Annotated in this window: 16 protein-coding genes; 2 read left to right on the forward strand and 14 right to left on the reverse strand. The window is 43.9% G+C overall.

Going from position 1 to position 17,768, the window contains the following annotated elements; genetic code table 11:
- Positions 1-187 precede the first annotated feature (187 nt).
- The 14 genes from hemN to greB form a co-directional block, all read right to left on the reverse strand.
- Positions 188-1,561: an oxygen-independent coproporphyrinogen III oxidase gene (hemN, locus tag PR766_RS10795; RefSeq protein ID WP_036959627.1), complete on the reverse strand. Its 1,374-nt coding sequence runs from the start codon at positions 1,559-1,561 to the stop codon at positions 188-190.
- A gap of 214 nt (positions 1,562-1,775) precedes the next feature.
- Positions 1,776-2,294 carry a Der GTPase-activating protein YihI gene (yihI, locus tag PR766_RS10800; RefSeq protein ID WP_006663090.1) on the reverse strand — a complete coding sequence of 173 codons (519 nt, stop codon included), beginning with the start codon at positions 2,292-2,294 and terminating at the stop codon, positions 1,776-1,778.
- 390 nt (positions 2,295-2,684) lie between these two features.
- Positions 2,685-4,019, reverse strand: coding sequence for an NCS2 family permease (locus PR766_RS10805; RefSeq protein WP_036966450.1), 1,335 nt, complete (start codon positions 4,017-4,019; stop codon positions 2,685-2,687).
- Positions 4,020-4,245: 226 nt separating this feature from the next.
- Positions 4,246-4,998: an amino acid ABC transporter permease gene (locus PR766_RS10810; RefSeq protein WP_006659646.1), complete on the reverse strand. Its 753-nt coding sequence runs from the start codon at positions 4,996-4,998 to the stop codon at positions 4,246-4,248.
- A 1-nt stretch (position 4,999) separates the two neighbouring features.
- Positions 5,000-5,752 carry an amino acid ABC transporter permease gene (locus PR766_RS10815; RefSeq protein WP_006663091.1) on the reverse strand — a complete coding sequence of 251 codons (753 nt, stop codon included), beginning with the start codon at positions 5,750-5,752 and terminating at the stop codon, positions 5,000-5,002.
- Positions 5,753-5,826: 74 nt separating this feature from the next.
- On the reverse strand, positions 5,827-6,666 hold the full coding sequence (locus tag PR766_RS10820) for an ABC transporter substrate-binding protein (RefSeq protein ID WP_006663092.1): 840 nt from the start codon (positions 6,664-6,666) through the stop codon (positions 5,827-5,829).
- Positions 6,667-6,906: 240 nt separating this feature from the next.
- On the reverse strand, positions 6,907-7,638 hold the full coding sequence (gene phoU, locus PR766_RS10825; RefSeq protein ID WP_006663093.1) for a phosphate signaling complex protein PhoU: 732 nt from the start codon (positions 7,636-7,638) through the stop codon (positions 6,907-6,909).
- A 13-nt stretch (positions 7,639-7,651) separates the two neighbouring features.
- Positions 7,652-8,428 carry a phosphate ABC transporter ATP-binding protein PstB gene (gene pstB, locus PR766_RS10830; RefSeq protein ID WP_006659650.1) on the reverse strand — a complete coding sequence of 259 codons (777 nt, stop codon included), beginning with the start codon at positions 8,426-8,428 and terminating at the stop codon, positions 7,652-7,654.
- Positions 8,429-8,466: 38 nt separating this feature from the next.
- Complete coding sequence (pstA, locus tag PR766_RS10835; RefSeq protein WP_006663094.1) at positions 8,467-9,348, reverse strand: phosphate ABC transporter permease PstA; 882 nt, start codon at positions 9,346-9,348, stop codon at positions 8,467-8,469.
- A gap of 1 nt (position 9,349) precedes the next feature.
- A complete protein-coding gene (gene pstC, locus PR766_RS10840; protein ID WP_006663095.1) occupies positions 9,350-10,306 on the reverse strand; it encodes a phosphate ABC transporter permease PstC in 957 nt (318 codons plus the stop codon).
- Positions 10,307-10,418: 112 nt separating this feature from the next.
- The gene (gene pstS, locus PR766_RS10845) at positions 10,419-11,462 is read right to left on the reverse strand and encodes a phosphate ABC transporter substrate-binding protein PstS (RefSeq protein WP_006663096.1); all 1,044 of its coding nucleotides are present in this window, start codon (positions 11,460-11,462) and stop codon (positions 10,419-10,421) included.
- A 475-nt stretch (positions 11,463-11,937) separates the two neighbouring features.
- Positions 11,938-13,269, reverse strand: a complete 1,332-nt coding sequence (envZ, locus tag PR766_RS10850) for a two-component system sensor histidine kinase EnvZ (protein ID WP_006663097.1) — start codon at positions 13,267-13,269, stop codon at positions 11,938-11,940.
- On the reverse strand, positions 13,266-13,985 hold the full coding sequence (ompR, locus tag PR766_RS10855; protein ID WP_006659655.1) for an osmolarity response regulator transcription factor OmpR: 720 nt from the start codon (positions 13,983-13,985) through the stop codon (positions 13,266-13,268). The genes envZ and ompR overlap by 4 nt, the downstream gene beginning before the upstream one ends.
- Positions 13,986-14,099: 114 nt before the next feature.
- On the reverse strand, positions 14,100-14,585 hold the full coding sequence (gene greB / locus PR766_RS10860; protein ID WP_154635983.1) for a transcription elongation factor GreB: 486 nt from the start codon (positions 14,583-14,585) through the stop codon (positions 14,100-14,102).
- A 163-nt stretch (positions 14,586-14,748) separates the two neighbouring features.
- On the opposite strand from greB, the gene PR766_RS10865 reads away from it, so the two are divergent.
- Together PR766_RS10865 and feoA are read left to right on the forward strand one after the other, a co-directional pair.
- A complete protein-coding gene (locus PR766_RS10865; RefSeq protein ID WP_006663099.1) occupies positions 14,749-17,079 on the forward strand; it encodes a Tex family protein in 2,331 nt (776 codons plus the stop codon).
- A 427-nt stretch (positions 17,080-17,506) separates the two neighbouring features.
- Positions 17,507-17,737, forward strand: coding sequence for a ferrous iron transporter A (feoA, locus tag PR766_RS10870; RefSeq protein ID WP_006663100.1), 231 nt, complete (start codon positions 17,507-17,509; stop codon positions 17,735-17,737).
- Positions 17,738-17,768: the final 31 nt, after the last annotated feature.

A 17,768-nucleotide genomic window follows, 5' to 3' on the forward strand; every position in this document is an offset into this window, starting at 1 on the left:
CCAGCGGAATATGCAGAATCTGGAATCTGGAATGTTTTAAATAACTATCTAATAAACATCCAATGTTCTAAATAATTCACGTTGTGGCTAGGCGTCAAACGAGGTTATCTCGGGGAGCATACAAAAGTATGTGACCCGAGTGACCGAGAGCAGACAACAAAGCCACGGCGTGAAGTATGACGAACATTTAGATGACGCGAGAAAATTGGTGTAATCTCATTTGACTTCTAAGATAAACATCAAAACACATACACACATTACGAATCAGCAATCGCCCGCGCGGCGTGACTTTTATCCCCGTTTCACTGACTTCCACCAGCCCATCTTCTGCCATTGGTTTGAGTAGTTCTAGGTCTTCTTTGAAATAGGTTTTGAAGTCAATTGGGTAGAGCGCTTCAATTTGCGCAAAGTTCAATTGGAAGTTGCAGATCAATGTTTTGATCACATCGCGGCGCAGACAGTCGTCATCTGTTAGCACTAATCCACGCCATAGGGCATGTCCTTTTTCTTCCACTTGCGCGTAGTAGGTTTTTAAATCTTTCTGATTTTGGGCGTAGTTATCGCCGAGCATACTGATCGCAGATACCCCTAATCCTAATAAATCGCAATCCCCTTGGGTGGTATAACCTTGGAAATTACGATGTAAAATTCCTTCTCGCTGTGCCACGGCAAGTTCATCTTCTGGGCGAGCAAAGTGATCCATCCCGATAAATTGATAACCGTCGGATGTCAGCGTTGCGATAGTATCTTGCAGAATATCCAGTTTTTGCTCCGCTGTTGGCAGGTCTTCATCTTTGATTTTACGCTGCGCCGCAAATAAATTCGGCAAATGCGCGTAGTTGAAAACACTTAAACGATCAGGCGCAAGCTCCGCCACTTTTTTCAATGTAAACGCGAAGCTTTCAGGGGTCTGTTTTGGTAAACCGTAAATCAGGTCGATACTTGTTGAAGTGAAGCCAGTCTCTTTCGCACGTTTAATTAGCGCAAAAATAAACTCTTCATCTTGCTCGCGGTTAACCAGAACTTGCACTTCTTTATTAAAGTCTTGGACACCCATGCTTAGACGGTTAAAGCCTTCACTGCGCAGATGGTCAATCATGTCGAGTTCGATTTCACGGGGATCGACTTCAATGGACATCTCCGCATCCGGCGCAAAATGAAAATGTTTTTTCAGCAAGCCCACTAAATGACTGACTTGAGCTTTATCTAAGTAAGTTGGTGTACCGCCGCCCCAGTGCATTTGAGTCACTGTACGATTTTTAAGTAACGCAGCACGCTGGATAATTTCTTTTTCAATGACTTCTAAATACTCATCCGCTTTGTGTTTTTGGCGAGTGACTAGCTTATTACAGCCGCAGAAATAACACAGTTTGTGGCAAAACGGGATATGCACATACAGAGACAAAGGACGGTCAGGATAACGTTGGGTTGCCTCAATAAAAGCCTGTTCATTGTAGTCTTGGTTAAACTCTAAGGCTGTTGGATAAGAGGTATAACGCGGACCTGAATAGTTATATTTTTGGATGAGAGAGAGATCCCAAACAATATTTTGCTCTGACATTGATATTCCTTAATTGACCACACGCTCGAAAGCATCACTATTAATTATATCTCTTTAGATTATTTTTTAGCTATTTATGTAAAGAGTGTATACCGCAAAGATTATAGCGATGTTAGAAAAAACAGATCTGATGCAACATCAAAGAAAAGGAAGATAGGTGAGAAATTGGACAATATTCCTCCCGTAAAGACAGGAGGAATAAACAGAGAGGCGATTATTTACTTTTTAAGATGCGCATAATGTCATCAAATTTCTCTTCTTCCTCTTCATCACCTTCTTCATCAGCATATTCGATACCAAGCATATTCATCAATTCGTCGATGCGATCTAAGCAGGTGTCGACATACTGTTGTTCTTGTGCCGTGACGGTTTCGCCATCTTCCAAGCGTGCCAGAATACTGTCTAAGCGATCATCACTTTCCAGCATTTCCAGCTCTTTTTCTGGCGTCAGTTTTTCTTTCGCCACTGGCTTCTCTTTCACCACTGGACGTGCAGTTGGTTTGTTATCTTCCACGATTAATGGGATCGGTTTTTTGCTGCCGATACGTGGATCAACCTGAGCATTTTGCCCATTTTTTTGACCTGTTGATGATCCGTCTTGGTTACGGCTACCAGACTTATGCCCGCGATGTTTTTTCTCGCGTTTACGCTCACGGCCTTCTGCGTTGAGCTCTTCTTTCGTCTTACGGTATTTTTTCTTCAGTTTTGCGGTCGGTTTTTTCGGTGAATTCATGGTTTGCTACCTTGATAAAATCAGTTTCTGCTGCGGAATCTAGCAGGATCCCTTAAGCAGCGAAAGCACTACTTTGCAATTTAGGTGAATTTTATCTCACTTTGCATTCGCAACAGTACTTTAATGATTATACCTTAAATAATTTGAGTTGCATGCAAGCAACAAAAAGGGTGAACCAGCTGAGGGGGGATTAATCTTCTAAATCGCTGTGCCTCCAGAGAACAGAGAATCATCTTGAGTAATATTCTAAATAATTCAAGTTACCTAAGCGTTCCAATGCTCTAAATAGTTTGTGCTGTAAGTTGCTAACCCTAGTCACATACTTGTGTATGCTCCTAGGGATTAGCAACTGAAGCCAACGCCGCTACAGCGCAAAATATGACGAGCATATTAGGCGTCGACGAGAACCATTTTTAGTAAGAACATCGCAGCAACTAAAATCACACACAGACCTAGGTCACGCCAGCGCCCTGTACCGATTTTCATCGCACAGTACGCAATAAAACCTAGCGCAATACCTTCTGTAATCGAGAAGCTAAATGGCATCATGACCGCAGTAATAAACGCCGGAACGGATTCCGTTAAGTCATCCCATTTCACGCGCGTTAAGCTTGAAGTCATCAGAACGCCAACATAAATGAGCGCTCCTGCCGTTGCATAGGCTGGAACCATACCCGCCAGCGGAGAGATAAACATGGTCAACAGGAATAACACACCGACGACAATCGCGGTTAAACCTGTACGACCGCCCACCGATACCCCTGAAGAGCTTTCGATGTAGGCTGTTACGGACGAAGTCCCCATTGCAGAACCTGCCACCGAACTTAAGCTATCCACATACAGTGCTTGTTTCATGCGAGGGAAAGTCCCACGCTCGTTGGTAATACCGGCTTTGTCTGTTACCCCAATCATGGTGCCCGAGGAGTCAAACAGGTTTACCAACATAAAGGCAAAGATAACCCCAGAAAGTGCCAGATCCAGTGAGCCAGCAAAGTCCACTTGACCAACAACACTGGTAATACTTGGCGGCATTGAGAAAATGCCCGTATATTTCACATCGCCCAGCGCCAAACCAATCAGCGTCGTGACGGCAATAGAAACTAACACCGCAGCATGAATATTACGCGCCGCTAAAATGGCAATAATGAAAAAGCCTAATGCCCCTAACCACACATTATGGTGAGTTAGGTTACCAATCGAGACTAAGGTATCTGGGTTTGCAACGATAATACCGGAGTTTTTCAGCCCCATCATGGCGATAAATAGACCGATACCGCTGGTGATCCCCACACGTAAACTCAGGGGAATATTGGCGATGATCCAGTAACGAATACGGAATAACGTCAGAATGAATAAGCCAACCGCCCCCCAGAATACTGCCCCCATAGCCACTTGCCATGAATAGCCCATCGCGCCAACAACCACAAAGGCAAAAAAGGCGTTCAGCCCCATCGCAGGTGCAACTGCAATTGGTAAGTTAGCCAGTAATCCCATCAAAATACTGCCAATCGCTGCGATTAAACAAGTTGTCACGAATACCGCTTTGATATCCATGCCAGCAACGGACAAAATTTGTGGGTTAACGAAAACGATATACACCATCGTCAGGAAGGTAGTGAATCCTGCAACGACCTCTGTTCTTGCGGTGGTGCCGTGTTCTTGTAATTTAAACACACGCTGGAACAGACCCTGCTGTTGCGAAGAGCCAGATGATTGATTAGTCATTAAAATGCGCCTTGTCGAAATGTCATGCCCTAGAGTGCCAATGGCGGCATGGTGGACACGAAAAAAAGTTTTTTTCGACTCATGGTACAACTAAACATCACAAAAGAAAACGATTGCGTTATTTAAAATAAATAGGGTTTCTTAACTGACTGATACTATAAATGAATATCGAGAAAACGATGGCGGCTATCACGCCGCCATTACAACATTGCGCTACGAGGGTGAATTAGGAAAGCGCGATCAATTTTTGGCGTCGCCAAAACAACCAACCGCGCTTTGCGGCTCTACTGCGCGGCGCACGTTTATCACTGAGTTTTTTCGCCACTTGGTTGGCAAGAATTTCCACTGACAGGCACATCACAAAGTAGATAAATGCCACAAACAGGAAGACTTCCAGCGGGTATATCATTTCACGGTTATTCACCTGTGTGGCTAAGAATGACAGCTCTGCCACCCCTACAATATACGCCAGAGAGGTATCTTTAATTAACGCAACCCATTGGTTAATAAAAGAAGGCACCATCATACGTAAGGCTTGAGGTAACACCACATTCCACAGTACTTGCCATCGGTTAAACCCGAGAGAAAGCCCTGCGTTCCATTGCCCTTGACCGATAGCTAAAATTCCCGCTTTCACGCCGTGCGCTAAATAGGCGGAGGTGATCAGCGCTAATGCGCACACCACCGCCGTCACGCCCGGAATTTCGGTTCCGAAAACGATCGGCAATAAGAAGTAGGTCCAAAAAATCAACATAATGACGGGAATGGCACGGAAAAAGCCTAAAACGGCGGCAAATAAATTCATCCAGAAACCACGTAGCATCGCCAGCGCAATACCGCCCAATGTGCCGAGGACAATAGACGCGGCACCAGCTAATACGCTCATAATTAGCGTTAGGGCGGCCCCTTCTAGGGGACCATCAGGGTAAGCCCCAAATAGCAAATATTGCCAGTTATCTGTAATGACTGAAAAATCCATCTTATACCCCCTGAGCCAACTGACGCTGTTGTCGCCACTGACCCCAGCCTTCCATAAACGCAATAATCACAATATAGAGCACAGTCGCTAAACCAAATGCTGCAAATGTTTGAAGTGACTGACTATCCACTTGGCGTGATACGTAAGAAAGCTCCGCGACCCCAATCGCCATTGTCAGCGAAGAGTTTTTTACAACGTTCATGTATTGCCCAAGTAATGGCGGTAACGCAATTTTCACCGCTTGCGGTAAAATGACTAAGCGCATGGACTGCCATGACGTTAAACCCAATGCAAGCGCCGCCTGTTTTTGCCCTTGGCGCACGCCTCGGATCCCAGAACGTACTTCTTCCGCAATAAACGGTACCGTGTATAAGGTTAAGCCCACAAAGCCCGCTAAAAACTCAAAAGATGGCCAGCCCAATGTCAGTCCAAAAATGTCGACTTCATGGGGGGTATTAAGCCATTCCATTGCAGCTGCAGGTAAAATTTCTCCTGATGCGAAATACCAAAAAAATAGCTGCACCAGTAGCGGCGTATTACGAAAAATCGAGATATAGACACTCACGAACCAGCGTAAAGGCGCTATTTGGCTATCTCTTGCTGAAGCGACAATGAAACCTAATAGCGTAGCTGCGATGATCGTACAAATTGATATCCAGACCGTCAGCAAAAAGCCATAGCCAAACCACTCAAGATATTGTGGGGCTAAGAGATGCGTAGACCAGAAGTCACCGCTGAAAAATTTGTCGAACATGTTCTGCCTCGCTATAACTGACAACCCCTGCAACATGGCAGGGGCGTTTACTCTCACTAAACGACATAACTAACTTAAGATTTAGGCTGCTCGCTCAGTGGGGCAAATTTGAATTCACCACGTGGTTGTGCCGCTTTGGTGTCTGGACCAAACCAACGGTTATAGATCTCGTTAGCTTTGCCTTCTTTTTCCAGTTTCAGTAATGTGGCATTCACATTTTCGATTAAACGAGTTTCCCCTTTACTCGCCCCTAACGCTTGATACTCTTTCGTTAAGCTAAACGGTGAAATTTCGAAATCAGCTTTTACTTTTTCTGGCAGATTACCTAATAAACCAACCAGTTTTGCATCATCTTGCGTGATTGCTTGTACGTTACCATTACGCAATGCAGCAAAGGCTTGCGGGGTATCATCGTAAGAAATCACTTTAGTATTCGGGAAGCGTTCACGCAGAGTCACTTCCTGCACAGTACCTTTGTCTGCTCCAATGCGCAGTGGGGCAATATCTTCAGGCGTTTTCAGCACGCCTTTACGAGCGATAAATTTTTGCCCTGTTGCAAAGTCAGGAATGGAGAAATCCACCTGTTTTGCGCGTTCGTCTGTAATTGTGAAGTTGGCACCAATCAGGTCAACTTTGCCGGATGTTAGCAGTGGAATGCGGTTAGCCGGGTTGGTTGGACGCAGTTCCAATTTCACCCCAAGATCATCCGCAATCGCTTGAGCAATATCGATATCATAGCCCGCGAGTTTTTTGGTTTGAGGGTCAATAAAACCGAATGGGGGGTTGCTGTCAAAAACTGAAATGCGGATCACTCCCGCTTGTTTAATATCATCTAATTTATCAGCGCTAGCGACATTCGCTGTCAGCGCCAGACCTGCAACTAAAAGTGCGGAAGTAAGAAAACGAGCTTTCATTGAATACCCCTAACGGTAAATTTGTGTAAATCGACCATCACAAGCTATCAACTATTTCTTAGCACTTGAAATAATATTAAATAATATATTTATATCAATTTGGAATATGCTAAGACATAAAAAAAGGGGTAAAAATCCATCGGAGCGACCCCTAAAATGTTGCAGATTAAGACTCTTATCGAGCAAGAAGAAAATGAAGAAGATGAACACTGAGGTGCGAACACCTCAGTGGTTTAACAATTACTCTTTGTTGCTGTCTTTCGAGCTAGTCAGCATTTTTTCAAGGCTATCCCCACCCACATGGCGGAAATCTTGCCCTTTCACATAATAGAAAATGAACTCACAGATGTTCTGGCAACGGTCACCGATACGTTCAATCGAACGAGCACAGAATAGAGCCGTTAAGACACTTGGAATGGTACGCGGGTCTTCCATCATATAAGTCATTAACTGACGGACAATCCCTTCGTACTCTTGGTCTACTTTTTCATCTTCACGATAGATACGGATAGCTTCTTCCAAGTCCATGCGAGCAAAAGCGTCCAACACATCATGCAGCATTTGTACTGTATGGCGACCTAATGATTCTAGGCTCACTAACAGTGGTTGATGCTGTTGAGAGAATTTTTCCAGTGCGGTTTGGCAGATTTTATCCGCAACGTCACCGATTCTTTCCAGTTCAGCAATCGTTTTTGAGATTGCCATAATCAAACGTAAGTCACTTGCCGTCGGCTGGCGCTTGGCAATGATCTTGACGCACTCTTCATCGATTGCCACTTCCATCATGTTAACCTTATGGTCGTTGGCAATCACTTCTCGCGCTAGGGCTTCATCCTGATTATGCATTGCAGTGATGGCCTTGGTGAGCTGTTCTTCCACCAGCCCTCCCATTGTCATCAATTCAGTATGGATATGTTCCAGTTCAGCATTGAACTGCCCTGATATATGTTTGTTGTGGTTCAGCGTATCCATCGTCGGCTCCATATCAACCGTAGCGGCCAGTAATATAATCTTCAGTTTGTTTCATTTCAGGGGTGGTGAACATCTTGTCAGTGTTATTAAATTCCACCAACTCACCTAAGTACATAAATGCAGTGTAATCAGAACAACGTGCAGCTTGTTGCATGTTATGGGTGACGATCACCACGGTATATTCTGATTTCAATTCGCTAATCAGTTCTTCAATGCGCCCCGTTGAAATTGGGTCCAACGCAGAACATGGCTCATCAAGTAACAGAACCTCTGGGCGAATAGCAATACCACGTGCAATACACAGACGCTGTTGCTGACCACCAGAGAGGCTATAGCCGCTTTGATGGAGTTTATCTTTAGTTTCATTCCATAACGCCGCTTTCGTCAATGCCCACTGCACACGCTCATCCATTTCTACGCGAGACAGTTTTTCGAACAGACGCACACCAAACGCGATATTGTCATAGATAGACATTGGGAATGGTGTTGGCTTTTGGAACACCATTCCGACTTTGGCACGTAATAACGCGATATCTTGTTTATCAGTCAGAATATTTTGACCATCCAGTAAAATTTCGCCTTCTGCGCGTTGCTCACCATATAACTCGTACATTTTGTTGAAAGTACGTAGCAGTGTGGATTTACCGCAACCAGATGGACCGATAAACGCAGTGACTTTGTTCTTTTCAATATCTAAAGAGATATTTTTCAGCGCATGAAACTTTCCATAGTAGAAGTTAAGGTCACGAACTTTAATTTTACTGTTTGTAATGTCGTTTGCATTAATCATGGTTACTTCTCTCTATCAATTCTTTTATTCGTCTGGGATTAGTGTTTTTTCTGTGCAAACACAACACGGGCAATGATATTAAGTAACAGGACACATAAGGTGATCAGAAGAACCCCTGCCCATGCTAATTCCTGCCATTCAGAGAACGGACTCATTGCAAATTTGAAGATAGTCACTGGTAAGTTAGCTATTGGCTCATTCATGTCAGTGCTCCAGAATTGATTGGACAATGAAGTGAACAGCAGTGGTGCGGTTTCCCCCGCAATACGTGCAATAGCCAGCAAAATACCGGTAATAATCCCAGATACAGATGCTTTTAATGTAATGGATAAAATCATTTTCCATTTTGGCGTGCCCAGTGCGTATGCTGCTTCGCGCAGGCTATCTGGCACTAATTTCAACATATTCTCGGTCGTGCGGATAACAATTGGAATTTGCAGTAATGCTAATGCAATGACCCCTGCCCAACCCGAGAAATGCTGCATTTGAGCAACCACGATGGTGTAAACGAACAGCCCGACCACAATAGAAGGAGCTGATAACAGAATGTCGTTAATAAAACGGGTCACCGAGGCTAACCATGATTTACGACCATATTCCGCTAAGTAGATACCCGCTAAAATCCCTAATGGTGTACCGATGACTGTCGCCCATAGGATTAATAATCCACTTCCCACAATGGCGTTAGCCAAACCACCACCTTCCGTATTGGGTGGCGGTGTCATTTCAGTAAACAGATTGAGGGACATGCCATCAATCCCTTTGGTGACTGTGGAGAATAAGATCCACACTAACCAGAACAAACCAAATGCCATGGTTAGCATGGAGACAAATAATGCCATTCTGTTGACTTGACGGCGCCATGCTTGGCGGCGTGCTCGTTCTTTTTGATTAACTACAACAGGTTGAGATATCGACATATTAACGTCCCTCATTCTTAGCAAGACGCATAACCATCAGTTTGGAAATTGCCAGAACGATGAAGGTAATCACAAACAGAATTAAACCAAGTTCCATCAATGCTGCCGTATGTAAACCGCTTTCTGCTTCTGCAAATTCGTTCGCCAGCGCAGAGGTAATACTGTTACCCGGCATAAACAGTGACAAGCTATCAAGTTGGTACGTGTTACCGATGACAAACGTCACCGCCATGGTCTCACCCAGTGCACGACCGAGCCCTAGCATCACCCCACCAATCACCCCATTTCGGGTATAAGGCAAAACGATGTTCCAAATCACCTCCCATGTCGTACAGCCGATTCCGTAGGCTGACTCTTTCATCATCACGGGAGTTTGTTCGAACACATCGCGCATCACGGAAGCGATGTAAGGAATAATCATAATGGCGAGGATAATCCCTGCCGCAAGAATACCAATACCAAAGGCTGGGCCTGAAAACAGTTCGCCGACAATTGGAATGCTCGACATCACGTTGCCCACAGGCTCTTGGAAGTATTCTGCAAATAATGGTGCGAAGACAAATAGCCCCCACATACCATAAACAATACTTGGGATTGCAGCGAGAAGCTCAATCGCAATACCTAACGGGCGTTTTAACCAATTAGGTGCTAACTCTGTTAAAAATAAGGCAATACCGAAGCTAACAGGTACTGCGATAATCAGAGCGATTAATGATGTCACAATGGTGCCGTAAATTGGCACTAATGCACCAAATTGTTCCGCTGGCGCATCCCACTCTTTGTTCCACAAAAACGAAAACCCGAATTTCTGCATACTTGGCCAAGATGCGAAAATCAGGGAAATAATAATACCACCCAACATGAGGAGAGTGATTAGCGCAGCTATTTTGACTAATGCACTAAAAATCACGTCGCCCGACTTACTAGGGGCTTTAAATGCCGTTATTTTTTCGGCCATGCGCTTTGTTCTCATTCCATGCCTACTTTACAGTAGGGCTTACGTTACTACGGTGAATAAGCAGGCGCTATTCCTCAGCACCCGCTTACCATTTTCCAACCCGAGGAAACACTTAGAACAGTGCTTTACCTTGGCTATCTTTCACTTCAGTTTTCCATGCTGCACGTACTGCGGTCACAACTTCTTGAGGTAACACAGCATAGTCCAATGCTTCCGCTTGCTGACCGCCTTTCTCGTAAGCCCAGTTGAAGAAATCAAGAACCGCTTTACCTTTTTCAGCATTCGCTTGTTGCTTGTGAACTAAGATGAATGTGGTTGAGGTAATAGGCCATGCATTAGCACCTTCACGGTTAGTCAGGTCTTGTGCAAATGTTTTAGACCAATCCACTTTTTTCGCTGCTGCGCTGAAGCTGTCACCTGTTGGTGAAACTGGCTGACCATCCGCAGAAACGAGCTTAGTATACGCAAGATTATTTTGTTTTGCGTAAGCATATTCTACATAACCGATAGAGCCTGGCAGACGTTGAACAAAGGCTGCCACGCCATCGTTACCTTTACCACCTACGCTGTTTTTCGGCCAGTTAACCGTTGATCCCGCACCCACTTCATCTTTCCAATTTGCGCTAACTTTTGCTAAGTAGCTAGTGAAGACGAAAGTCGTACCAGAACCATCAGAGCGACGAACTACCGCGATGTTTTGGTCTGGTAATTTTACGTTTGGATTCAGTTTTACGATGGCTGGGTCATTCCATTTTGTAATTTTACCTAAGTAGATATCGCCCAGAGTTTTACCATCAAGAACCAGCTGATTAGATTCGATGCCTTTAACGTTTACCGCTAAAACAACACCACCAATCACGGTTGGGAATTGGAATAAACCGTCTTCTTTGAGTTTGTCATCAGTCAATGGCGCATCTGATGCACCGAAATCAACTGTTTTTGCATTAATTTGTTTCACACCACCAGAAGAACCAATCCCCTGATAGTTAATTTTATTACCTGTTTCTTTCTGATAAGTGTCTGCCCACTTCGCATAAACAGGAGCAGGGAATGTCGCGCCAGCTCCGGTCAGGCTGGTAGCAGCAAAAGAAGACATTGCAGTCAGAGATAAAGTTGCTGCCATTACGCTTGCTAGTGTGGTACGCATCATTTTCATAATCCCTCCGGGGATGTAAGAAATAATCAAGTATTAAATTATTGGGTGTATGTCACGGTAGGGAAAATAGGACAATTGAGTTACGGCAATATGTCAAGTTTATGACAGTTTTATGACATTTGCGGATTTTATCGACAGGAAAAGAATAATAATGAGGGAGTAAAAACAACTAATTTATTATTTTTCAATTAATTAAATAGGATTAGCGAATATGACAGCCTAACGTTTGGAATATGACATTTTGTCATAAATGAAAAAATTTCTTTCTCTTTCTATCTTTCTATCTTTCTATCTTTCTATCTTTCTATCTTTCTATCTTTCTATCTTTCTATCTTTCTATCTACACAGTATATCTCTAAGTATTTCAGCTTGTAGGTAGGCGACAAGCAAAGATATCTCAGGGAGCATACATGAGTATGTGGCTAGGGTTAACGAGAGCAGCCAACAACGCTACAACGCGAAATACGACGAGATATCAGTCTTCGCGTTCTTTTAGGGGGAGAAGAGCCCGTATCGCAAACCCACCACGCTCACTTTTATGAATCTCAATATTTCCTTCGTGAGCATCAATAATTCGACGAATTATTGCGAGACCCAGCCCCGTGCCTTTGTTGCTGCGGGCTTTTTCGCCTTGAACAAATGGTTGGAATAGGCGTTGAATATCTTCTTCTTTGATGCCTGCGCCATCATCTTCCACTTGGAACCAAACGTAATCTTCATTCTTACCACTGCTGACTTTTATCCAGCCATTTCCGTAACGGTAAGCGTTCACTATCATGTTGGTAATCGCGCGCTTGATTGCTAGGTGGTTACCATTAAACATCACAGGACCTGGTACGAAATTGGTTTCAATTTCACCGATCACGTTAGTTTCAGCGACTACCGCCTCATTCAGAATGGCGTTAAGATCGCAGAATTCCATATCCATCTCTTGCCCTGTTTTCAGGTAAGACATGAACTGCCCGATAATGGCGTCACACTCTTCAATATCTTTATTAATAGATTCAGCGAGGTAACTGTCTTCTGGTCCCATCATTTCAGTGGCGAGACGAATTCGTGTAAGCGGTGTGCGAAGATCGTGGCTAACCCCCGCCATTAATACCGTTCGGTCATTTTCGAGTGATTTTATTCCCGCCGCCATATGGTTGAATGAGCGGATCGCCGCACGAACCTCTGTCGCACCTTTTTCTTGCATTGGCGGCATCACATGCCCCTTTCCTACCTCACCGGCATGATATTCCAGCTCCAATAATGGCTTATTTTGGTAGCGAATATAGAGCCAAACCCCTGCAAAGATGGTAAGGAAAACGGTCAGTGTATAACGGAAAACTTGAGAAAACTGATTTTGACCAATTTCGGTCAGTGGAACACGCACCCAGATATCTGGGGCTAGATAGGATGTTAACCATAATATCGGATACTCACGGCCTAGCTCTAAATGTACACTCGCCTTGCCACCTAAGTATTCCGACATATTTTCACTTAGAAAATCATACTCTTTCGCCCAATTTAGTCCTTCTTCCATCGCCGCTGAATGGGCGTAAAAGGTAATTCCAAGCTCATTGTAGATTTTCTTACGTAATGCGGGTGAAACTCGCACTGAGGTTCCATCTTGTAGAACCATTTTCTCTGTCATTAATGTCCGCACTTCATAAGCAAGCACTTTATTGAATTGCTGTAGACTTGGCATCACAACAAAATTCAATACCACCATATAGCTGGTCACAAGGCTTGCGAACAAGAGCGCAACAAATAAAAATAACGAGCGAGAAAATGTACTACGTCGAGAGAACCTCAGTCGCTTCATGCTTTACTTCCATCTGGAACGAATACGTACCCCAAGCCCCAAACAGTTTGAATGTAACGTGGGTGCGCAGGATCTTCTTCAATCATACGACGTAAACGTGAAATTTGAACGTCGATAGAACGCTCCATCGCACTGTATTCACGACCCCGAGCTAAACTCATCAGTTTGTCACGAGATAACGGTTCGCGAGGGTAAGACACTAATACTTTCAGTACCGCGAATTCACCACTGGTTAATGGCATGTTTTCTTCGCCTTGGAACATTTCACGCGTTCCGAGGTTCAGTTTGAATTTACCAAAAGTAATGACGGCATCATCTTGAGATGGCGCACCCGGTAATTCGTTCGCTTGGCGACGCAATACCGCGCGAATACGCGCTAGTAGTTCACGAGGATTAAATGGTTTAGGGATATAGTCATCCGCACCAATTTCTAAGCCCACAATACGGTCAACTTCTTCACCTTTCGCCGTCACCATAATGATTGGGATTGGGTTGTTTTGACTACGTAAACGACGACAAATTGATAAGCCATCTTCCCCAGGAAGCATTAAGTCCAATACGATTAAATGAATCGATTCCCGAGTGAGGAGCCTGTCCATTTGTTCAGCATTTGCTGCACTTCTTACCTGAAAACCCTGCTCGGTGAGGTAACGTTCAAGCAGAGCACGTAAACGCATATCATCATCGACGACGAGAACTTTATAACTTTCCTGCATTTATAGCCCCCAAAGTGTGGAATTTTAGAATTATTCTGCTGATGAACGTAACAAAAATAATATTCATACTACTAATTTACCATTAACATTCAGTTTAATGAATCATTTTACTCTTTAACTGATTATTGGTTTATAGCTAATTTCTAGAATAAAATAGGTAACTTTTCCGCCTGGAGTCGTGACCACCACTTCATCCTCAACCTGCTTGCCAATTAACGCACGGGCAACGGGAGAATCGATGGAAATCCACTGCTTAGCAGGGTCAAATTCATCAGCACCCACAATACGGAAAATTCTGATATTTTTGTTATCATCTTCAAGCTTAACCCAAGCGCCAAAAAAAACACGCCCCTCTTGGCGAGGGTCAGGTTCAACAATTCTAAGCTGATCCAATCTTTTGGATAAAAAACGAATACGCCGGTCTATTTCCCGTAGACGTTTTTTACCATAAATATATTCTGCATTTTCGGAGCGATCGCCTTGCGCCGCAGCTTCAGAGACGGATTGAGTTACAAGAGGGCGCTCTTCTTTCCAAAGATATTTCAATTCTTTGTCTAAGGCATCCCACCCTTCACGGGTAATTAACAGGCTCTTATTCATCACATTAAAGGTATATAAATCGGATAATTATAATATTTTATAAAATATAATCTGCGACTTGCCTACCACTAGACAAAAATTCTGTCTGGCAATTCTGTCTACCAGCAAGTATAACTGTGCAGTCTATTTTTCACTGTTCTTTGAGTAGGTATTTAAACACGACATGAATGAAACTCTAAGCCAAATTATTGCGGCCGAACTGCAAGCCCAACCAAAACAGGTGTTTTCAGCCATTACATTATTGGATGAAGGTAATACTGTCCCATTTATCGCCCGCTACCGTAAAGAGGTCACGGGGGGATTGGATGATACTCAGCTACGTCAGCTAGAGAGCCGTTTAGGGTATTTGAGAGAGTTAAACGACCGTAAGCAAACCATTCTAAAATCTATTGATGAACAAGGTAAACTTACCCCAGAACTCGCTTCTGCCATCAATACCACGCTGAATAAAACCGAACTCGAAGATCTCTACCTTCCTTACAAGCCAAAACGCCGCACTCGTGGACAAATCGCAATCGAAGCTGGCTTAGAACCACTAGCTGATACGCTATGGCACGATCCAAGCCAGTCACCTGACGAACTTGCCCAGAACTATGTGGATGCTGAGAAAGGCGTGGCTGACACCAAAGCTGCTCTCGATGGCGCTCGTTATATTTTAATGGAGCGTTTCGCCGAAGATGCCATCCTATTAGCGAAAGTTAGGGATTATATTTGGAAGAATGCCCACATCGTTTCTGTTGTGGCTGATGGGAAACAAACCGAAGGTGTGAAGTTTAGTGACTATTTTGATCACCATGAGCCTGTTGCTCACGTCCCTTCACACCGCGCATTAGCGATGTTCCGAGGACGCAATGAAGGTGTCTTACAGCTGTCTCTTAACTGTGATCCCCAGTTTGAAGAGCCGCCAAAAGAGAGCTACTGCGAAGAAATTATTACTCGTCACCTTGATGTGCGTTTAAACAATGCACCCGCTGACCAATGGCGTAAAGCCGTCATCAGCTGGACTTGGCGAGTCAAAGTGCTTCTGCACTTAGAAACCGAAATCATGAGTACTCTGCGTGAGAAAGCAGAAGAAGAAGCAATTAACGTATTTGCTCGTAACCTCAGTGACTTACTGATGGCAGCTCCCGCAGGTATGCGCGCCACTATGGGTCTCGATCCAGGTTTACGTACTGGCGTCAAAGTTGCCGTGGTTGATGCAACAGGTAAAGTCATGGCAACTGACACCATTTACCCGCATACAGGTCAAGCTGCCAAAGCCGCCACTATCGTTGCAGCATTGTGCCAGAAATACCAAGTCGAACTCGTGGCAATTGGTAATGGCACCGCCTCACGAGAAACTGAGCGTTTCTTCGCTGAGGTGCAAAAACAATACCCAGAAGTCACTGCGCAAAAAGTTATTGTCAGTGAAGCTGGCGCATCCGTTTATTCTGCTTCTGAGCTAGCAGCATTAGAGTTTCCTGACTTAGACGTATCCTTACGAGGCGCGGTTTCTATCGCTCGTCGCTTGCAAGACCCATTGGCTGAACTCGTGAAAATCGATCCGAAATCTATCGGTGTGGGTCAGTATCAACATGACGTGAGCCAAACACAGTTAGCACGTAAATTAGATGCCGTGGTTGAAGATTGTGTAAACTCTGTCGGCGTAGACCTTAATACGGCATCCGTCGCGCTCCTCACTCGCGTGGCTGGCTTGAGTAAAATGATTGCCCAAAATGTCGTCGATTGGCGTGATGCGAATGGTCAATTCAATGACAGAAAACAGTTACTCAAAGTCGCTCGTTTAGGTCCTAAAGCCTTTGAACAGTGTGCAGGGTTCTTGCGTATCACCAATGGTGATAACCCTCTGGATGCATCAACTGTTCACCCTGAAGCCTACCCAATTGTCGAAAAAATCCTTGAAGTCGTTCGCCAACCATTGAAAGAGATCATGGGCAATTCCCAAGTATTAAATAGCCTAAGCCCTCGAGAATTTACGACTGAGCAATTTGGGGTTCCTACCGTTACTGACATTATTAAAGAACTCGAAAAACCAGGTCGCGATCCGCGCCCTGAGTTTAAAACAGCGACCTTTGCTGAAGGCGTTGAAACCATGAATGACCTAACACCGGGTATGATCCTAGAAGGCGCAGTGACTAATGTCACTAACTTCGGTGCATTCGTCGATATTGGTGTTCATCAGGATGGGCTAGTCCATATTTCATCCCTATCCAACAGCTATGTTGAAGATCCTCACAAGGTGGTTAAAACAGGGGATATAGTGAAAGTGAAAGTGCTGGATGTGGATATTGCACGTAAGCGCATTGCGCTCACTATGCGCTTAGATGAGCAAGCTGGTGACGGTAATAGCGCGCCTCGTAGCGCTGCACCTGCACAGGATAGAAATACCCGTAAAGCGCCAGCACCAAGAGGCAATGCTCGCGGCAACAGCTCAAACGCGGGTAACAGTGCGATGGGTGATGCACTGGCTGCGGCTTTTGGTAAAAAGCGTTAACCCCTTCATGCCCTTACTATTTAGGTAAGGGCATTTATCACAACCTATTCAGTCAATAACGGAATACTTCTTCCAAATCTATTCTATTTATTAACTAAAAATAAATTAATTAATTCAATTTATTATCTGTATTCCGTCTTATTTAATGATGTTAATTAACAACATTAACACCTTTTTTTATTTTAAAAAAACTGCCAACTAAATCCCTTTTTGATCCATATCATTTAATCTTGCGGGAAAAAGAGGCTAAATATAACAAATGGTAGATGATTATGATTCTCATTGTTAATTAGATTTAATTTTATCTTCCATACTATTTCTTTTAAAGACGCACAAATTTATAATAATAATTATCAATATTATTCTTAATAACACCATCTATGATTTAACAGTTAAATCATAGAATAAACAGTAATTGGAAGGTACCATGTCCATACTTCCCCAATGCAGTTATAAAATACTTGGCTTTTCACCAGAGATAAGTCCAGCCTATCGCCAAAAATTACTCTCCCTTGGTCTACTTCCAGGCTCAGTATTTAAAGTGGTACGTTTAGCGCCGTTTGGTGACCCCGTACAAATAGAAACTCACCGCGTCAGCTTGGTATTACGCAAAAAAGATTTGGCATTGATTAACTTAGATGAAGTGCATACAAATTAATTATTCTTTGCATTTATTCCAATAAAGATTT

Origin of the sequence: Providencia sp. PROV208 (genome assembly GCF_028479465.1) — a bacterium.
GTDB classification, from domain to species: Bacteria; Pseudomonadota; Gammaproteobacteria; order Enterobacterales; family Enterobacteriaceae; genus Providencia; species Providencia alcalifaciens.